Raw genomic sequence first — 17,208 nt, forward strand, 5'->3', positions numbered from 1 at the left:
TGTGAAGCGGTGGTGTGGGCGGGGGGTCAGTGCGAGCGGGCGTGGTCGTAGAGGGTGAGGTAGCGGTCAGCGGTGCGGGTCCAGCTGTAGGCGGCCTGGACGTGGGCGCGGCCGGCAGCGCCGCGGCGCTGCCGGCCGGGGGTGTCGAGAATGGCCGTGACCAGGGTGTTGGCGAGGTCATCTGCGTCGTCGGGGGCAACGAGCCAGCCGGTGGCGTGGGGGCCGGTTGCCGTGATGGTGCGGGCGGGGCCGCCGGTGGCGGTGGCGATGGGCGGAGTGCCGCACGCCATCGCTTCGAGGTAGACCATGCCGAAGGGCTCGTTGACGGCCGGGGCGACCATGAGGTCGGCGGTGTTCAGTCCGGTGGGGAGCTCGTCGTGGCCGCGCCAGCCGATGAAGAAGACGTCCTGCTGGATGCCGAGTTCGGCGGCGAGTTCGGCGGGGTGGTCGCCTTCGTACTCTCCGGGGTAGCCGCCCCACATCAGCAGGACGGGGGCGGGGTCGAGGCGGGTGCGGGCGGCGGCGAAGGCCCGCAGCAGCACGGGGACGCGTTTGAAGTCGAGGAAGCGGCCGGTCCACAGCAGCAGCGGGCGCAGGTGTCCGTCGGGGGTATGGAGGCGGCGCAGGTCGGTCTCGGTGTAGCGGATGGTGCCCGGGGTGCCGCCGGGGGCCCAGCCGCGGGGGTCGGTGACGAGCCAGTGGCGCAGGTGTTCCCTGCGTTGGGCTGCGTCGAGGTGCTGGGGCCGGAAGGTGTAGGTGTCGACGCCGTTGGGGATGACGGGCGGCGCGTCGTGGAGGTGGAGCAGGCGTGTGGCGAGGTGCTGGTCGTGGTCGGAGACGACGACCAGCTGCCCGGCGTGGGCGGCGGCCTGGCGGAGGCGGGTGAGCCAGTAGGCGGAGTGGGGCCACTTCTGCCAGGCGGTTGCGGTGAGCAGGTTGGCATCGTCGTCGTCGAGACCGGCGGTCTTGGCCAGGCGCAGGGCCTCGGTGGTGCGGTGCGGGTTGTCGCTGTGGAGGAGGTGGGCGAGTACCTCGGGGGAGGAGCCGGCGCGTTCGGTGAGGCGGATGCGCTGGGCCATGGCGTCGATGAGTTTGAGTTCGGTGCCGTGGAGGGTGGTGACGCGGGGGGTGCCGGGGTAGGCGGCGCGGGCGCTGGTCTGGAGGTGGCTGAGGTGATGGAGATGCAGCAGTCCGGTGTGGGGGCTGCGGTGGGCGGCGAGGTGCCGGGTCCAGGCGCGCGTGAGGTGGTCGGCGTGTGCGGGCGGCACGGCGCTGAAGAGCGGGTCGGGGCAGTTTCCACGGTCCTCGTAGGAGGGGTGGAAGGGCCAGGTGGCGCGCTGAGGGTCCTCGCCACGGGTGAACGCCGCGAAGGCGTCGTTGTGGTCGTAGGGGTGCAGGTCAAGGCCCCGGTAGAAGGTGGGGGCGTGGGAAGGGTCGCTGGGGTTCCCGAGGGTTCCGGCGTGTAGGCGGGTGGTCCAGGAGCGGCTGTTCAGTTCGCGCAGGAGGTAGCGGATGACCTGGGCGCTGCCGCCGCGGGGCCAGAACAGTACGGCGGTGTCCATGGTGTTGGGAGGCATGGCGGTCCCTGAATCGCTGAGGAGTGGGGTGTGCGGGCGGTCGGCCGGCGGTCAGATGATCAGCGGCTGACCGCCGGACAGGCGGCCGGGCCAGTAACGCTCGTCGGGGTCCTGGGGGGAGCGGACGGTGACGGCGAGGACCTGGGCGAGGTTGTGCCGGTCGCGCAGCGGGACCGGCTGGCCGAGAACCACGGTGCGGGTGCGGGGGTTGAGGGTGTAGGGCAGCCCGGAGTACCCGATCTTCGCCAGGTGCTGGTCGACGTCCGTTTCGGTCACCGGGCGCTGCCCGGTGACGGCGTTGCGGCAGCGGTCGCGCTGGGCGGCGGGACAGCGGTTGGCGGTCAGGCACGTCGGGGTGTCCAGGACGCCGGCGCGGTCGGCGCCTGCGAGGACGTAGGCGAGGGCGCAGCTGTTGGTCTGGAAGACGGGGTGGCTGGCGTAGCGGTCGGGCAGGTGGTGGAGCCAGTCCCAGGACGTGCGGGGCCAGACGGAGTCGGCGGCCTGCGGGTCCAGGTGCGGATCGGCGAGCTCCGGCCACAGGCCGGTGATCTGGTCGAGGGCGGTAGGCTTGACCTTCGTGCCGACCGCGACGGTGCACGCGGCGTACCGGGCGGCCCAGTCCATGACGTGTTCGATGACGTCCGGGGTGCTGTTCTGCGGGAGGGCGGGCCGCCAGTAGTGGATGACGGGGATGCCCGCGGCGTGCAGGCGGGGAAAGTTCGCGCGCAGTGCGGTGTGGTCGATGCCCTGCTCGATGTCCGGGCCGAGGCCGGAGTAGCTGAGGTAGACGAGGATCGGCAGCCCGGCTTCCCGGTTGCGGGTGATGCAGGTGACGACGTCGTCCGGGATCGCGCATTTGGTGATCAGGCAGACCGGGTTGCGGACGGCGGAGGCTCCCAGGACGTCGAGCAGAGCGGTCAGGTGCGCGCGGGTGACGGGGGTGGCCAGGGCGTCGGTGCAGGTGTAGAGCGCCAGGACCAGTTCGGGGTGGTAGTAGCGGTGGGCGAGGAGCTGATCGAGCGTGTCCTCGGGCGTGGCGAGGACGGCGGGCTTGGCGCGGGTGAGGCCCAGGTCCTGCAGATAGCAGTAGGTGCAGCCCTTGGGGCAGCCCTGGACGGGATTGACTGCCAGCCAGGTGTCGTGCTGGTCGATGACGGGTTCGTAGACAGGTTGGGGTGCCACGGGTGCTCCCTCGGGGCCGGCCGCTCGCCGTGGCCGGGCGGCCCGAAGGGAGCGGCGGATCAGGTCGTGGTGGTGCTCTCCGTGCCGGATGCAGGGTTCTGGCCGTCGCCGAGCTCGCGGGCGAGACGGCGCAGGACGGGCCCGTACTCCGGGTGGGTCAGGGCCGAGGCGAACTGCGCGACGAGGTAGTCGGCCGGGTTTCCGGTGTCGTACCAGCGGCCCTGGATGACCTGCCCGTACACCGCGCGGCTGGCGGCGTAGGCGTTGATGGCGTCGGTCAGGTAGACCTCGCCTTCACGGTGGTCGTACCAGCGCCTGGTCTGCTCGCGCAGTTCGTCGATGATGCCGGGAGTGATGACGTAGCCGCCGATGGCCGCATACGCGGAGGGCGCGTCGGCCGGCTTGGGCTTTTCGACCAGACCGGTGATGCGCAGCAGGCCGTCGTCCAGGTCCTCCTTGACCACGGGTACGCCGTAGCGCTGGGAGTCGGCGGCGTCCATGGGCATCAGGGCCAGCACCGGGCAGCTGGTCGCCTCATACGCGCGGATCAGCTGCTGGGCGCGGGGTACCTCGGCCACGAACACGTCGTCGGGCCAGAGCACGAGCATGGGCTCGTCGCCGAAGTTGCGGGCCGCGTTCAGTACCGGCGTGCCGTTGCCGTAGGGGCCGTGCTGGTCGAGGTAGGTGATGTGGCCCTTGCGGGCCAGCTCGGCTACCTCCTCCACAGCGTCCGCGTAGGCGGTCTTGCCGTCGGCGCGCAGCTGCTCGACCAGGGCGGGGTTGGGGCGGAAGTGTTCCTGGATCAGCGCCTTGCCGCCGGAGACGACGATGGTGATGTCCGTGATGCCGGATGCCACGAGTTCGCGCACGGTGTGCTCGATCACCGGCTTGTCGCCGACGGGCAGCATTTCCTTCGGGGTGGCCTTGGTCAGGGGCAGGAGGCGGGAGCCGAGTCCGGCGGCGGGGATCACAGCCCTGCGGATCGTCGGGGGCATCAGGTCTCTCTCGGTCGAGCGGCACACCGGGCCGGCCGGCCCGGCATCCTCTGACGCTACCAACGCTCCGGGCCGCCTCCGGACGGCAGCCGTTTATCTGCTCTCCTGAAGGGATCACCGGCACAGGAAGGAGCCGGTGTATTTGGTCACCGCGAAGTACCCGTTGGTGGTGATCGCCTCGGTGACCTGGGCGCGGACGCGGTCGCGCAGTTCTCGGAAGAAGCCGTCGTTCAGGCGTTCGTCGGGCTCGGAGGAGGCGCAGCAGTGGTTGTGGCCGACCTCGTAGAAGCGCATGAACGGGTCGGGGTCGGTGAAGCGCAGCTGGTCCTGCCACGTCACGGTGTCCACTTGCTCGAAGTGCTCGCCGAGCAGGCCGGCGCCGTTGGCCAGCGACAGCCGCCCCTTCGGGCTGGCCTTGAACAGGTCCTGCGGCGCATCCATCGCGGTCAGGGCGGTGAAGTGGACGTCGTACATCTCCAGCATGCTGTCGGTGCGGTCGGTGGTGAGCTGGAAGATGCCGCCGGGGCGCATCACGCGGCGGACCTCGGTGAAGCAGCGGTCGAGGTCCGGCACGTAGTGGATCATGTAGTTGGCCATGACGCGGTTGAAGCTGTCGTCGCCGAGCCGCGAAAGGTCGTCGGCGCTGCCTTCGATCCATGTGCACAAGGTGGCGGTGCCGTGCAGCCGCTGCCGGGCGGCGTCCAGGACGGCCGGGGCGATGTCGAGTCCGGTGATCGAGCCGCCGGCGAGGTGGGGGCGCAGGCCTTCCAGGATGAAGCCGTTGCCGCATCCGAGGTCGAGGAGGTCCTCGGTGCCGGTGAGGGCGAGGTTGCCGAGCATGTGCTCGAGCATCGACGTCGGGTTGGTCCGGAACACGTTGTGGACCCACTGCTTGACGACGAGCATGCGGCTGTCGTTGAAGAAGCGGTCCCGGGCGGTCTCGGCGGAGAACTCGAAGTGCTCTCCGGGGATGATCTTCTTCGCCAGGGCGTCCAGGGCAGGGGTGCGGAAGTCGGTCGTCATCGGGCATCTCCTTGTCGGGGCTGGGCTGATCAGGAGCGGGTGAGGACAGCGGGCCATTTGGTGCCCACGTATTTGTGCGGCAGCAGGCCGCTCAGCGGTGTCAGCACGAGCTGGGTTTCGTCGTGTACGACGGCACGAAGGCCGGGGGCGTGGTCGAGGAGGAGTTCGCGGCACAGCCCGCACGGCGGGACGACGCGGGCCGTGGCTTCTTCGGTGGCTTTGGGGTAGCGGACGGCGGCCACCGCCACGAGCTCGGCGCCGGTCGCGAGCCGGGCTGCGGACAGGGCGCCCGCCTCGGCGCAGACCGAGGCCCGGCCGACCATGGCGTCCAGATGCAGGCCGAGGTGCATGCCGCCGTCGGCGTCCAGGACCGCGGCCGCGATCTGGTGGCGGGCCAGTACATAGCGGCTGCTGATCGCGGTGAACGCCGCGGCGACCAGGGCGCGGACGGCGGGATCGGGACAGCCGGCCGACGGGTCCTCTACCGTGCGTGCGGTCACCGGGCCGCCGCCACGGCGGTGTCACGGTGGATCTGCGAGGGCTGCGGCCCCCGCGACCCCTGGTACTTGCCGTCATACAGGGTGATCTCGCCCTGGGGGCGCCAGAACGTCACCTGGGCCAGCCGGTCGCCCGCATGCACCCGCACTGACTGGACCGCGTGAAGCTGGAATGTCGACTGTCCGATGGAGCCGATGTCGATCAGGTCGGCGGTGACGTGGACGAACACGCCCAGTCGCGCGGCCCCCGAACGGGAGCGGATCACCGGCACCAGATGGTTGCTGCCCAGAACCTCGACGCTGGAGCCCAGGTAGATACGGTCCGGCTCCAGCACGAACCCCTCCGGGGGGATCGGCACCACCGTGGACGGATTCTCGCGGCGGGTGTCCAGCACCTCGCCGGTGTAGTAGGCCAACGTGGGCCCGAGCGCGAGGTTGTAGGAGTTCGGCTGAACCTGTGCGGGGTCGAACGGGTCCAGGACAAGACGGCCCCGTTCATGTTCGCGGGCGATCTCCGGTCCGGTCAGGATCACGGCAGCTCCTCTCCAGCAGGGGTGGATGGGTGCGGTTCAGCGGGCGGCGGCCAGCAGGCCCGGCGGCGGAAGTGTGGCCTCGCTGATCCGCCCGAAGCGCCCGGCGTAGGCGAGGCCGGCGCCGACGGTGGACCAGAAGGTCACCTGGCCGGCGGTCATGCCCGCGTAGACGCGGGTGGGCTGGACGACCTTGATCTCCAGCGTCCAGCGGTGGCACGACCCGACATTGCCCAGGTCGGCGCTGTACTGGAGGAACACGCCCAGCCGCCCGAGGGAGGACCGGCCGATCAGCGACGGCACGAACACCGAGCTGCCGATCTCCTCCACCGTGGTCCCCAGGTACACCCGTCCGGGCTCAAGGACTAGGCCGCCGTCCGGAATCGCGTGCTCCTCCAACTCATGCGCGCCATGCGTGTCGATCACCTCGGCACGATGTGTCCGCAGGACCGGACCGAGCCGGTAGTTGTAGGAGACCGGGTTGAGCTGTCCGAGGCTGAACGGTTCGATGGTCAGGGCGCCCAGGTCACGCTGCCGCACGATCTCGCATCCGGTCAGGATCACCGCAGCACCTCCCCGGCCAGCTCGGCCGCCTGCTTGCGCAGGTCGTCGAGGCCACCGGTGTTGTCCACCCGCCACCACGGCGCCGCCCCTATTGGCGCCTCGGTGAGGTGGTGCTCGTCGCCCGCGGACAGATCGGCCCGCGCGTGCTTGCGCGCCAGCCGGACCGCATCGGGTGCGGTCACTTCCACCAGGATGAACCCCAGGCCGGTAACCGCTTCCACGTCCGGGGCCCGCAGGTCGTCGCAGACCAGCACGGCCCGCGGCCGGCCCTGCTCGGCCTGCCGCACGCGCTGGGTGAACGCCTCGGTCAGCGCGGCCGGGTTGATGCGCCGCAGCTGGCTGCCGAGAACGTTCAGCAGCTTGCCGTCCTGCTCGCTGCCGTCCAGCAGCGGCCGTCCGGCCATCGCATGCACGACGGCCTGCAGTTCGTACAACGGCGCCCCCACCTTCAGACTCAGCACATCCGCACCGACGAGGGCCAGTTCCTCCGCGAGCAGACCGGCCAGCGTGCTCTTGCCGGCCCCGGGCCTGCCGTACAGCGCGACTTTGGGCATGACTGGGCTCCTCTCGACAGCTCGGGAAATCGAACAGGGCTCCCGGAAGGCGCCCCTGCCGTTGTCTTGGCCGGCCTGCAGCGCACCCCTACGCTCGGGGCCCGTGCCAACCATGGTGGCCATGCCCGCCGCCCCCGGGCAGGGTGCGGCTGTCCGCACTTGTCCGCAGCCTGTCCACGGGCCACCCGCGCCGCCGAGAGTGGGTGTGTGCTGGTCACCGCAGCGCACATGCTGTCCGCACTACCGTGCGGACAGCCGGATCACCACAAAGGCGTGGAGGTAGCGATGCCGGAAGCCGACGAGACGACCTTCGCCGCCGAACTTCGGCGGCTGCGGGGAACGGTGACGCTCCGGGAACTCGGGCGCCGCGCCTCGTGCAGCAAAAGCATCATCAGCGATCTCGAACACGGGCGCAGATCGCCAACGCTCCCGATCGCGACGGGTCTGGACAAGGCCCTCGGTGCAGGCGGCAGACTGGTCTCCTTGGCCGAAGCCCAACGACAGCGCTCGAGCGAGGAGACAGCCGAAGCGGCCCCGGACCCTGCCGAAGGCGGTCTCCTGCGGGAATGGGACAACGTGTGGCGCAGAGATTTCCTCAAGGGTGCGGGCGCCGCCGGCGCCGCCCTGGCCACCGGCCTGGGCACAGCGGGCACCGCCGCCGCGGGCAGCCGTGACCTGATGGACGCCCATACCGCACTGCGCGCCGCCCACGGCCGCCTGGACAACCTACGCGGGGCTTCCGCCGTGTACGCCCCCGCCCTCGATCATCACCAGCAGGTCCTCGTCTGGCACGCCAACGCGGCCACTGCGGCCGAGCGTCAGCAGGTGGCAGCGCTCGCGGCCGACACCGGCGGGTTCGTAGGCTTCCTCACCTACGACCTGGGCATGGCCGAGCACGCAACCATGCGCTACCACGATGCTGCCGTCTACGCCCGGCAGGCGGGCGATCTCTCCTCGTGCGTCAACCTGATCGGACAGATGAGCCGGATCCTCACCGACCAGGGGCACTACCGCCGCGCCCTCGCCCTCGCTGACGGCGCCCTTCGCCTGGGCGGCACCAAGGCCCACCCAGCCGTACGGTCCTGGCTCTACGCCGTCCGCGCCCACCACCACGCCTGCCTCGGCAACGCCCGCACCGCCCAGAACGACCTGGGCGCCGCCTGGAAGCTGCTGGACCGGGCCGACGACGGTGAGAAGCCCACCTACATCGGCTACCTCGGCGCCGCCGAGCTGAACAAGTGGACCGGCCACGCCATGGTCCGTCTCGGCCAGACCACGCCGTCGTTCCTCCGCACCGGACAGACTGCCCTCCACGAAGCCCTCGCGGCCTGGCCCGCCACGAGTTTCCGTGGTTTCGCCGAAGTGCTGACCGTCAGCGCCCGCGTCCATGCGGCTCGTGGCGATCGAGACGCCGCCACCGATCTCGCTGCACGTGCGGTGGCCATCGCCAGCGAAACCGGATCAGCGAGGAACCTGCACGCCGCACTGGCTGTCACGTCTGGCTGAGTACGTGCAGTAGTCCGCCGGGCCGTTACCCGTCCGCCCAAGCGCCAGCGGGTCCGGTGGTTCCTGCGTGACAGCGGAGCGTTGCTCGGAGCCCTTGGCTACGTTGAACGTCGACTGAACTGGCCTCGTGAGCACGGCGGTTGTCAGAATTCTTGGGAGCGGAAGAGCCGCGGCGATCGCTTCGAGTGTGGTGGGGTTATCGCACCGCGACCCCGACCGGACGTCTGCCGCTGCCTTCGCCCCCGTTACCTTTTCCGTGGCCCCGCAATGGGGCGCCTGGCCCCCGGGCCCGGTATGGCTGTGTGCCCCCTGTCGTACGGATGACCTGGGGGGTGTTGCCGCCGGGCTTCGGGGCACCGCTTGACCGCTGATGAGGGGCCTGACGACCGCTTGGTCCGGCGCAATGCCGGGCCGCTTCACGGGCGGCATGTCTGCGTAACGTGGTTGCCGGCGTGTGGTGCCGCAGGGACGGCCGGGAGTTTCAGGAGACGAGGGGCGAGGGGCACGCGCATATGGTCGATACGACCGCGACAGATCTCTTCCTCGGCCTGGACCTGGGCAAGGAGTTCCACCACGCCCACGGCCGGACCGAGGACGGCAGAACCGTGCACGACAAGCGGCTGCCCAACACCGAGCCGAAGCTGATGGAGCTGTTCACCAGGCTGGTGGCGAAGTTCGGCACCGTTCTGGTGATCGTGGACCAGGTCGCCAACATCGGTGCGCTGCCGCTGACGGTGGCCCGCGCGGCCGGCTGCCGGGTGGCCTACCTGCCCGGGCTGTCGATGCGGCGGGCCGCCGATCTGCATCCGGGCGAGGCCAAGACCGACGCCCGCGACGCGTTCGTGATTGCCGAGACCGCCCGCACCATGCCGCACACCCTGCGCGCGGTGGACCGCGACGACGAGGTGCTGGCCGAGCTGACCATGCTCACCGGCTACGACAACGACCTGGCCGGCGAGGTCAACCGCGCCACCAACCGGCTGCGCGGCCTGCTCTCCCAGATCCACCCCTCTCTCGAGCGTGTGCTCGGCCCGCGCCTGGCCTACCCCTATGTCCAGGCCCTCCTTCAGGGCCACGGCTCCCCGGCCAGGCTGAAGAAGCTGGGCCGTGCCCGCTGCGAGGCCCTGCTCAAGGTGCACGGTTCGCGCAAGGCCCGCCACCTGACCGCAGAGATCTTCGACGCGCTCGCCGAGCAGACCCTTGTCGTTCCGGGCACCGAGGCCAGCGCGCTGATCGTGCCGGGACTCGCCGCCCAGCTCGCCGCCGCCCACGCCCAGCGTCGCCAGGCCGAGCAGGAGATCGCCGCCCTGCTGGAGGCCCTCCCTCTTTTCCACCTCCTGACCTCCCTGCCCGGCCTGGGCGTCAGGACCACAGCGGCCGTGATCGTCGCGATCGGTGACGGCATGTCCTTCCCCACCGCCGGACACCTCGCCTCCTACGCCGGACTCGCGCCCGCCACGAAGTCCTCGGGCACCTCCATCCGCGGCGAGCACGCACCCCACCGCGGCAACCGGCTCCTCAAACGCGCCCTGTTCCAGGCCGCGTTCGCCGCGATCGGCTGCAAGTCCGACCCGTCCTCCCGGATCTACTACGACCGGCAACGCGCACGCGGCAAGACCCACACCCAGGCGATCCTCCGCCTGGCCCGCCAGCGCGTGAACGTCATCCACGCGATGATCCGCACCGGGGCCCTCTACGAAGCACGCACCCCGGGCGGCGTCGACCTCGCCGCCTGACGACTCCACCACCCCTGCCCTCCAGGCCCCATCACGCCCGCGCACCGGCACGGCCACTCCGGCCCTGCCGGCCACAGGGCTGCCCATCAGCCACCCGATCCGCCGGGAACATCCCGCTTCGCGGGACGTTCCCGAAAACCAGGATCAACCCCTACAAGCCGACCACACCGGGGTTGACGAAACAGATAGGGGCACCCCCCAAGCCGGACGACGGGATACCTGTGCGCTCGGCCCGCTGCCCGGACCCCGCCGAACCGGAGCGGCCCCGGACTCGCGGGCGCAGCGACGACGCCCCTCCAGTGACGGGCGGTCAGGCGAGCTCGGGCGGGTCGACGGCGAACTCGTAGGCCACTTCCCAGCTGCGATCGGGGACGATGATGTCGGCGGTTTCCACGGCGCGGCCATCGTCGTCGTAGTACGTGCGCTCGATGGACAGGACCAGGTCGCCGACGTTGAGTCCGAGCAGGGAGGCCTGCTCCTGGGTGGCGCGGGCCGGCCGCGGGATTTCAACCCATGTTTCGACGGCGACGCCGATGGAGCGCATCCGCTCGACCACGCCCTTGCCCGCGAGCGGGCCCATCTCGGGCAGCAGGATGGGCGTCCCGCCGGTGACGGCCATGGGCTCCCAACTGGTGGACAGCTGGGCGGGCTTGCCGTCGGCGAGGAACTCATAGGCGGTGCGCACGGTCGGGTCGCCGGCCTCGATACCCAGGCGCCGGGCGATGTTCTCCGGGGCGGGCGTGCGGGCCTCGGAGAACGCCTCTCCTGTGCCGCTGCGGCCGATCTCGTACATGTCTGCCTGGAAGGGGCTGCCGCCGCGGCGTTCGCGGTGGCGGGAGCGGACCATCCGGCGCCGCTCGCGCGGCTGCGCCACGTAGGTGCCCGAGCCTGTACGGCCTTCGAGGAGCCCTTCGACGATCAGGCGCTCGACGGCTTTCTGCGCGACGTTGGGGCCGACGCCGTACTCCTGGGCGAGCTGGACCGGGTGCCATGGTGTGCGTTCGGGGTCTCCCAAGGGGATGGAGCGGAGGTAGAAACGGAAGACACGCGTCCGCAGCCTCTCGGTGCCGTCACTTCTCGTGAACAATCGCTCCCTCGGAGATCATCAACCGCTGCTGAAACTCGCCAACAAACGCCGTCGCTGGAAGTGGACGAAGCCAATGGTCTCGGTTTCTTGCGGGAAACACGAGATGGCGGCAGGGATTTGCCAGATGCCGGATAGCTCGCGGTCTGAACTGCGTGTCCGTCGTGGACGATCGAGCCCGCCGCTCCGTGGACGGAGGGCGGGCTCATTGCGGCTGGCCGCCGTGGGCAGCGAGGTAGGCCGTTGGCGAAGAGGGTGATCGACCGGCCTATGCGTCGCTGCTTGCGAAGGCGATGAACGCGGACCAGGCGTGTGGAGCTATGGCCAGGGCCGGACCCTCCGGGTTCTTGCTGTCGCGTACGGGCACCGCGCCGGGGACCTTCGCCACCTCCACGCAGCTCTGGTCACCGCTGGAGTACGACGACTTCACCCAGTCGAAACCGGTGGCGGAGGCGTTGGGGTAGTACTTGCTCACGGGTGTTAGTCCATTTCCTGTATGGCGGCGCGGATGCGGGTGATGGATTCCTCAACGGCGAGTGCTTCCGAGTTGAGGCGGCGGAACAGCGTCGTGAAAATCTCCACTTGCGCCGGTTCCTCGTAGTAGACGGTGTCGATGAGGCCGTCGGCGTAGACGACGTCGGTCTCCGCGGGCTCGGGGAAGGAGAGGATCCCGAACGGCCCGTGTAGCGCTGAGTTGATCGACGCAGCGGAGGGCAGCACCTGGACCTGGATATTGGTTTCCACGGCCTGGGCGGCGAGGTAGTCGAGCTGTTCACGCATCACATGCGAGCCACCCACGCGGTGGTGGAGGCTCGATTCGGTGAGGATGGCCCACAGGCGGAGGGGTGCGCTGCGGGCGAAGACCTGTCGCCGTTGGCCGCGGACCTTGACCTGCTCCTGGACGTACTCGAAGTCGTCTGCCTTGTCCGGGCGCTGTTCCCTGATGACCGCTTCGGTGTAGGCCGACGTCTGCAACAGTCCGGGGATCAGCCCGGTTTCGACGACGTAGAGGTCGGAGGCGTCCCATTCCAGGGCGATGTAGTCGGCGTATGCCGACTTGAGTGTGTCCTCGTATTGGGACCACCAGCCGCGCTCACGGCCGTGACGCGCCAGTTCCTGCAGACGGGCGTGCAGGGCTTGGTCCTTGATGCCGTAGAAGTCGAGAAGCACGCGCAGGTCGAGAGCGCGGACGCCGGACTGGGCAGCCTCGATGCGGCTCATCTTGGATTCAGCGCACTGCAGTTCGTCGGCGGCCTGGGCGAGGGTCTTGCCAGCTTGGTTGCGGAGGTCCTTCAGCATGCGGCCGAGGCGTCGTTGCCGCACGGTGGGATTCCGGTTTACGGGCACAGCGCTTCCTTCCTCCCCTATCGGCTGCTGTCAGTGTGCCTGGCACGACTGTTCGCGACAAGCAAGATGAAACCAACCCACAGTAGGGACTTGCACCTTGAGGTGTTGCGGCGGGATAGTGGGGGCCCCTAGGCAACTCTATGTACAGAGTTGATCACTTCGAGCTGCCTGCAGGTCTGCAGGTCAACGCAGCCATGGAGGCATCCGCATGCCGGAACCGCCCGAGCCGACCACCGACCGCTCCCCCTATCCCGCACACCCCCGGCAGGTTGCGAACGCCCGCCGGCGCGCGGAGCGTGTGGCAGTCGGCTGGGGCGCGGACCAGGAAACTGTCGACAACTTCTCCTCAGTGGTCAGCGAACTCGTGACGAACGCGGTGATCCACGCACGCATTTCACGCGGACGTGAAGTCGGCGTCACCCTCCTTCTCCTCGACAGCGTCGTGCGTGTGGAGGTACGCGACGCCGACCCCACCCTCCTGACCCCGCCTTTCGAGCCGATCGACAGCACGGACTTCCCCCCCCAACGGGCGCGGGCTGGTGCTCGTGAACCGCTTATGTGAAGGCCGCTGGGGGAGCGTTGAGGAAGTCATCGGCAAGACCGTGTGGACGGAGATACCCCTCACCCGATCCACCGCCGAGGAATCCGTCCAACCCTTATCGCCTGAGATGGACCCCGGACTGTGCCAACGATCGGGGGCCTAGTGAAGACGCAACGCCCCACCTCGGCGCCGCCCGCCCAACTACCCGCGGCGCCCCCGTACGAGACCGTCGGCGCAATCTCCGACACCCCGCGCGTCGTGCTCTACACATGCACCTTCGACTCGCAGGTCGCAGCCAACGCCCTGTCAGCCCTTCGCGACTTCGCCGCGCACCAGGGCTGGGCGGCCGTGCATGAGATTTACGACCTTGCGCCGCTCGACACCCCACGCCGCCGCCGCATCGGCTGGCTGACGGTCGAGCGCGCCCTCGCCCGGGGTGAGGCCACCGGCCTGCTCGCCCCTTCAGAGCAGGAGATCGCCTGGCACCCTGGCGACCGCACCGCGCTGCGCGTCTGGCTCCTCGGCGTGCCCGCATTCGCCGCGTACCCGCAGGCCGGAGCGCGTCACTCCGTTACTACGCACGATGAGGCCACCGCCGAGATGGCGCAATCCATCGTGAGCGCTCCGGTCGACCGTCAGTGGTCCCGCTCGTACGCACTCGATCGGGCAAGCCTGCGGCGGGTGAGGTCGGACGCCTACACATATCTGACTGTTCTGGGATGGACCGGAGACGTCGTGGCCGCGGTCGAAGTTCTGACCCGGCTCGCGGACAACGCCATCGTCCACGCCCGCTCTCTCGACGAAGCAGACGCGCGGATGGATGTGATCCTGGCCGTGACCGAGGACGACGAACTGCGCATCGACGTCCGGGACCCGTCTCCCGAGTTCCTCAACGGCGAGGCCGCCATCAACGGTGAGAAAGGCGGCGGCCTGCGGGAGGTACGCCAGCTGGGGGCGGACGTGACCTGGAGCCTGGCCGAGGGCGGCGGCAACAAGACCGTCCGGGCCCGCATGGTGCCGGGGGAGGCGTCCGTATGAACCGCACCCCGCCGCTCGGCGCCACGGCGACCGGGAGCACAACGGACTGGATGGATCGGGACAACGCGACCCAGCGATGGCTGCTCCGAGACCGGACTCATGTCCAGCCCGAGCCCCGGCTGCGGCTGGAACGGTTACGCAAGCACCTGTTACGGGTCACCGCGGAGGGCCTCGGCCGCACCCGTACGCTCCGCGTGATCAGCTACACGTTGATCTCGCCCGGCGGTGACCCTGAGCCGGATTACGTCCGGCTGCGCACGTACGCCGGGGGCGTATGGAAGATCAGGCGTGAAATCCACGACGAGGCCGCCGATCCGCACCGGGCGCCTGCACCACAACACCGCAACGGGTGGCTGACCGCCCGCCTTCTCGTGCGCCAGGGGGCCGCAGACGGCGTCATCGCCATCTCCCGCGATGCCATCAGCCCCGACGACGCCCTGTACGAGCACGAACTGCTCTGGATCGGCGACCACTTCTCGTTCGTCGACCTGATCATCCCGGAGTACCGATGAGGAGTCCGATCCGCTGGATGGACAAGCGCGGCTGGGGCTGGCGCCAGTGGGCACTGCAGCTTCTCATCATCGCCACCGTCGCCGCCTTCATCGCCCCCCTCGCCCTGTACAGGAGTGACCGACCGTGACCTTCGAGGCCTTCCCCGACCGCCGTCCCCCGCAGCGCCTGCCGGTCCGTGAGCCGCAGGCCGCGCTGCACGAGCTCGTCCCCGAACAGCCCGCCGAGCCCTTGTCGGTGAACCTGTTCGGCGTGCCCGCCGGCGAGGTCGTCGACCGCTGCTTCGACCTCGGCCGATTGCAGCGCGTCCGCATGGTCGACGAGTCATCGGAGCCCACGCCGTGACGGCCGCCCTCTCCCGGACGGTGCGTCTGTCGGCGGCGGAGTGGGATCACTGGTACCAGACCGGCTACCCCACCTTGGTCAGCCACAAAGAGACCGAGCGCTTCTACACACACGTCGCCCCGAAGCCGGGCATGACCGCCGTCGACCTCGCCTGCGGCTCCGGACAGTGGACCCGTCAACTCACGGCCTGGGGACTGACCGTGCGCGGCTACGACTTCTCGCCCGAGGCCCTGCGCCAGGCCAATGCCGCAGGCATGCGCGACGGCCTGACCTACGCGCGGTGGGACATCGACGGTGATCCCATCCCGCGCACCCTGCGCCCAGGCACCGTCGATCTCGTGACATGCCGGTACGCGCTCCCGTACCTCGCCTACGCACGGCTGCTGACCGACGTGGGCCGCTGGCTCACTGGCACCGGCACCTTCTACGCACTCGTCCGCGTCGACGACAAGGGCACCACCGATGAGGACCAGACCGCGAACGACGAGCAGCACGCCCGCGATCCGTTCCACCGCGGCCTCACCGAAGACCAGATCGAGACGCTCGGCTACGGCTGGGCCTACGGCGAGACCTACAGCCTCAGCGCCCGGCACCGCGCCATCGTGTTGCGCGGCTACGGCAACACCATGCCGTGCTCGGAGGCCGGTCGCAGGAGAGGACACCAGACTCCCGGCGCCGGCGGCGACCCTCCTTCCCCCGAGAGCTACGCCCCGGCGCCGGGTCCCTACGGCCACGGCGACCCCGCCCAGGCCGAAGATCCGCCACCCGACCGCGCGGCACACGCGTGCGCGATCGGCTGATCCATCTCCCGACCCCGCTGGCCCGTTGCCGTTCACCAATGGCCAGCGGATGACCGCTCCGCCACCAGGCCCCCCTTCCTTGGCCGACATGCGGCGGCGTGCGGTCCACACCCAAGGACCTCCCGTCTGACAGGACGGGCAGGCGGATCCGATCCCTACCGGGTCCGCAGGCGACGTTTCTTGATCAATCCGAGCTTCCAACGAAGGAGGCAACCGTGGTTCCTTACCTGGGTCACCACCGCCCGCGGCGGCGCAGAGAACTCCGTTGGCGAACTGGCGGGGACTCTGTCCCTGGAGCGGCTACCTGCAGGCTCTCACTCGTGCCTGCAGGCCGGCCGACGACCGCCCCCTGGTGGTGATCTCCAGCCACCGCACCGCGGCCGTCGACGTGGTACTCGCCCCTCATGCCCGTGTCATCCCGGTCGTCCGGCACGTCGTCAACGCCGACCAGGTCCTCCGCGTCATCGCCCCCCACGACGGCGCCATGGTCGAGTGCACCATCGGCGAGCTTCCGTGGGAGCTGCTGTCCGCCGTGCCCGTGTCGGTGGGCATCTCACACGCGTCGTCGGCCGCACTGCGCGCGCACGCTCCCCACGCGCGGTACGTCAGCACCATCCACAACGGCGTCGCCATCCCGGCCACGGCTCCCGTCCGCACCCGGCCGGACACGGGCAGGCTTCTGGCTGCCTCGGTCGCGCGTACGCTGCCGTGGAAGCGGACGGACCAGCTGGTGCGCGCGGTCGCCGACCCGCGCTTTTCCACCGCGGTGCGCCTGGACGTCTTCGGGGAGGCAGGCTCTCACCAGGGTGAGCTGGAGGAGTTGCTGCGCGAACTGGCCGCACCGGTCCGTTTCATGGGCTACGCCGATGACCTGCCCAGGCACCTGGCCGGGTACGACCTGCTGGCCACCGCGGCGGTCCAGGAAGGCTTCGGATGCGCCGTCATCGACGCGGCCGGCGCCGCGATCCCCGCCCTCGTGCCTGACGTTGGAGCCAGTCCGGAACTCGTCGTGGACGGGCTGACCGGCATGGTCTACGACGCCGACGATCCCGGCGACCTCGTGGCCGCCCTCACGGATGCGCTGCTCGACCGCGAGATGCTGGCTCAGATGGGCAGCGCCGCTCGCGCACTGGCCGAAGCCTGGTACACCCCCGGCCGCTGTGCCGCCCAGTACCTGACGCTGGTGATGGGGCAGCAGCCCCGCTCCCTGGCGGCCGCGTGATGAGCGCCGCCGGACCCCTGCTCGGCGACGTGCTGCGTCTGGGCGACGACCCGCAGTTGAAGGAAAGGGGCGCGGACGCCCTCGACGGCCGGCCCATCTCCGAGATCGGCGACGTATCGGGAGCGGTCTACGACCTCGGCTGCGCTTCCTTAGTGGT

General features: G+C 70.0%; 20 protein-coding genes. 9 read left to right on the plus strand and 11 right to left on the minus strand.

The window, feature by feature from the left end:
* Nucleotides 1-26: 26 nt before the first annotated feature.
* The 8 genes from OG747_RS52585 to OG747_RS52620 all read right to left on the minus strand — a co-directional run bounded on the left by OG747_RS52585 (nucleotide 27) and on the right by OG747_RS52620 (nucleotide 6,922).
* Nucleotides 27-1,577, minus strand: a complete 1,551-nt coding sequence (locus OG747_RS52585; protein WP_331765306.1) for a glycosyltransferase family 4 protein — start codon at nucleotides 1,575-1,577, stop codon at nucleotides 27-29.
* A gap of 51 nt (nucleotides 1,578-1,628) precedes the next feature.
* Nucleotides 1,629-2,759, minus strand: coding sequence for a hypothetical protein (locus tag OG747_RS52590; RefSeq protein WP_331765307.1), 1,131 nt, complete (start codon nucleotides 2,757-2,759; stop codon nucleotides 1,629-1,631).
* 59 nt (nucleotides 2,760-2,818) lie between these two features.
* Nucleotides 2,819-3,754, minus strand: a complete 936-nt coding sequence (locus OG747_RS52595; protein ID WP_331765308.1) for a UTP--glucose-1-phosphate uridylyltransferase — start codon at nucleotides 3,752-3,754, stop codon at nucleotides 2,819-2,821.
* A gap of 114 nt (nucleotides 3,755-3,868) precedes the next feature.
* Nucleotides 3,869-4,777 (minus strand): class I SAM-dependent methyltransferase, encoded by a 909-nt coding sequence (locus OG747_RS52600; RefSeq protein ID WP_331765309.1) that lies wholly within the window; start codon nucleotides 4,775-4,777, stop codon nucleotides 3,869-3,871.
* 29 nt (nucleotides 4,778-4,806) lie between these two features.
* Nucleotides 4,807-5,277, minus strand: coding sequence for a hypothetical protein (locus OG747_RS52605; RefSeq protein ID WP_331765310.1), 471 nt, complete (start codon nucleotides 5,275-5,277; stop codon nucleotides 4,807-4,809).
* A complete protein-coding gene (locus OG747_RS52610) occupies nucleotides 5,274-5,807 on the minus strand; it encodes a dCTP deaminase domain-containing protein (protein WP_331765311.1) in 534 nt (177 codons plus the stop codon). Before OG747_RS52610 ends, OG747_RS52605 begins: the two co-directional genes overlap by 4 nt.
* Before the next feature lie 36 nt (nucleotides 5,808-5,843).
* Nucleotides 5,844-6,368 carry a dCTP deaminase domain-containing protein gene (locus OG747_RS52615; protein WP_331765312.1) on the minus strand — a complete coding sequence of 175 codons (525 nt, stop codon included), beginning with the start codon at nucleotides 6,366-6,368 and terminating at the stop codon, nucleotides 5,844-5,846.
* Nucleotides 6,365-6,922 carry a hypothetical protein gene (locus OG747_RS52620; protein WP_331765313.1) on the minus strand — a complete coding sequence of 186 codons (558 nt, stop codon included), beginning with the start codon at nucleotides 6,920-6,922 and terminating at the stop codon, nucleotides 6,365-6,367. The genes OG747_RS52615 and OG747_RS52620 overlap by 4 nt, the downstream gene beginning before the upstream one ends.
* Nucleotides 6,923-7,207: 285 nt before the next feature.
* Between OG747_RS52620 and OG747_RS52625 the strand changes: the two genes are divergently transcribed.
* Together OG747_RS52625 and OG747_RS52630 are read left to right on the plus strand one after the other, a co-directional pair.
* A complete protein-coding gene (locus OG747_RS52625) occupies nucleotides 7,208-8,428 on the plus strand; it encodes a helix-turn-helix domain-containing protein (RefSeq protein ID WP_405886480.1) in 1,221 nt (406 codons plus the stop codon).
* Nucleotides 8,429-8,940: 512 nt separating this feature from the next.
* The gene (locus OG747_RS52630) at nucleotides 8,941-10,164 is read left to right on the plus strand and encodes an IS110 family transposase (RefSeq protein WP_331765315.1); all 1,224 of its coding nucleotides are present in this window, start codon (nucleotides 8,941-8,943) and stop codon (nucleotides 10,162-10,164) included.
* Nucleotides 10,165-10,474: 310 nt separating this feature from the next.
* Here the strand turns inward: OG747_RS52630 and OG747_RS52635 are convergent, their stop codons facing one another.
* From OG747_RS52635 to OG747_RS52645, 3 genes are all read right to left on the minus strand, one after another.
* Nucleotides 10,475-11,185, minus strand: a complete 711-nt coding sequence (locus tag OG747_RS52635) for a GntR family transcriptional regulator (protein ID WP_331765415.1) — start codon at nucleotides 11,183-11,185, stop codon at nucleotides 10,475-10,477.
* 331 nt (nucleotides 11,186-11,516) lie between these two features.
* The gene (locus OG747_RS52640; protein ID WP_331765316.1) at nucleotides 11,517-11,723 is read right to left on the minus strand and encodes a DUF397 domain-containing protein; all 207 of its coding nucleotides are present in this window, start codon (nucleotides 11,721-11,723) and stop codon (nucleotides 11,517-11,519) included.
* Between the two features lie 5 nt (nucleotides 11,724-11,728).
* Complete coding sequence (locus OG747_RS52645; RefSeq protein ID WP_331765317.1) at nucleotides 11,729-12,595, minus strand: helix-turn-helix transcriptional regulator; 867 nt, start codon at nucleotides 12,593-12,595, stop codon at nucleotides 11,729-11,731.
* Between the two features lie 208 nt (nucleotides 12,596-12,803).
* Between OG747_RS52645 and OG747_RS52650 the strand changes: the two genes are divergently transcribed.
* The 7 genes from OG747_RS52650 to OG747_RS52680 all read left to right on the plus strand — a co-directional run bounded on the left by OG747_RS52650 (nucleotide 12,804) and on the right by OG747_RS52680 (nucleotide 17,051).
* The gene (locus OG747_RS52650) at nucleotides 12,804-13,157 is read left to right on the plus strand and encodes an ATP-binding protein (protein ID WP_331765318.1); all 354 of its coding nucleotides are present in this window, start codon (nucleotides 12,804-12,806) and stop codon (nucleotides 13,155-13,157) included.
* A gap of 141 nt (nucleotides 13,158-13,298) precedes the next feature.
* Nucleotides 13,299-14,174, plus strand: a complete 876-nt coding sequence (locus OG747_RS52655) for an ATP-binding protein (protein ID WP_331765319.1) — start codon at nucleotides 13,299-13,301, stop codon at nucleotides 14,172-14,174.
* Complete coding sequence (locus tag OG747_RS52660; RefSeq protein ID WP_331765320.1) at nucleotides 14,171-14,686, plus strand: hypothetical protein; 516 nt, start codon at nucleotides 14,171-14,173, stop codon at nucleotides 14,684-14,686. Before OG747_RS52655 ends, OG747_RS52660 begins: the two co-directional genes overlap by 4 nt.
* Nucleotides 14,683-14,814 (plus strand): hypothetical protein, encoded by a 132-nt coding sequence (locus OG747_RS52665; RefSeq protein WP_331765321.1) that lies wholly within the window; start codon nucleotides 14,683-14,685, stop codon nucleotides 14,812-14,814. Before OG747_RS52660 ends, OG747_RS52665 begins: the two co-directional genes overlap by 4 nt.
* Nucleotides 14,811-15,029, plus strand: coding sequence for a hypothetical protein (locus OG747_RS52670; protein WP_331765322.1), 219 nt, complete (start codon nucleotides 14,811-14,813; stop codon nucleotides 15,027-15,029). The genes OG747_RS52665 and OG747_RS52670 overlap by 4 nt, the downstream gene beginning before the upstream one ends.
* Nucleotides 15,026-15,829: a class I SAM-dependent methyltransferase gene (locus OG747_RS52675; protein WP_331765323.1), complete on the plus strand. Its 804-nt coding sequence runs from the start codon at nucleotides 15,026-15,028 to the stop codon at nucleotides 15,827-15,829. The genes OG747_RS52670 and OG747_RS52675 overlap by 4 nt, the downstream gene beginning before the upstream one ends.
* 352 nt (nucleotides 15,830-16,181) lie before the next feature.
* Nucleotides 16,182-17,051, plus strand: a complete 870-nt coding sequence (locus OG747_RS52680; RefSeq protein WP_331765324.1) for a glycosyltransferase family 4 protein — start codon at nucleotides 16,182-16,184, stop codon at nucleotides 17,049-17,051.
* Nucleotides 17,052-17,208 lie beyond the last annotated feature (157 nt).

This window comes from Streptomyces sp. NBC_01384, from assembly GCF_045040035.1.
Lineage (GTDB): Bacteria > Actinomycetota > Actinomycetes > Streptomycetales > Streptomycetaceae > Streptomyces.

Coding starts and splice junctions, on each gene's coding strand:
- OG747_RS52585 (WP_331765306.1), bottom strand. CDS start 1,577: ATGCCTCCCAACACCATGGACACCGCCGTACTGTTCTGGCCCCGCGGC.
- OG747_RS52595 (WP_331765308.1), bottom strand. CDS start 3,754: ATGCCCCCGACGATCCGCAGGGCTGTGATCCCCGCCGCCGGACTCGGC.
- OG747_RS52600 (WP_331765309.1), bottom strand. CDS start 4,777: ATGACGACCGACTTCCGCACCCCTGCCCTGGACGCCCTGGCGAAGAAG.
- OG747_RS52620 (WP_331765313.1), bottom strand. CDS start 6,922: ATGCCCAAAGTCGCGCTGTACGGCAGGCCCGGGGCCGGCAAGAGCACG.
- OG747_RS52625 (WP_405886480.1), top strand. CDS start 7,208: ATGCCGGAAGCCGACGAGACGACCTTCGCCGCCGAACTTCGGCGGCTG.
- OG747_RS52630 (WP_331765315.1), top strand. CDS start 8,941: ATGGTCGATACGACCGCGACAGATCTCTTCCTCGGCCTGGACCTGGGC.
- OG747_RS52650 (WP_331765318.1), top strand. CDS start 12,804: ATGCCGGAACCGCCCGAGCCGACCACCGACCGCTCCCCCTATCCCGCA.
- OG747_RS52660 (WP_331765320.1), top strand. CDS start 14,171: ATGAACCGCACCCCGCCGCTCGGCGCCACGGCGACCGGGAGCACAACG.
- OG747_RS52665 (WP_331765321.1), top strand. CDS start 14,683: ATGAGGAGTCCGATCCGCTGGATGGACAAGCGCGGCTGGGGCTGGCGC.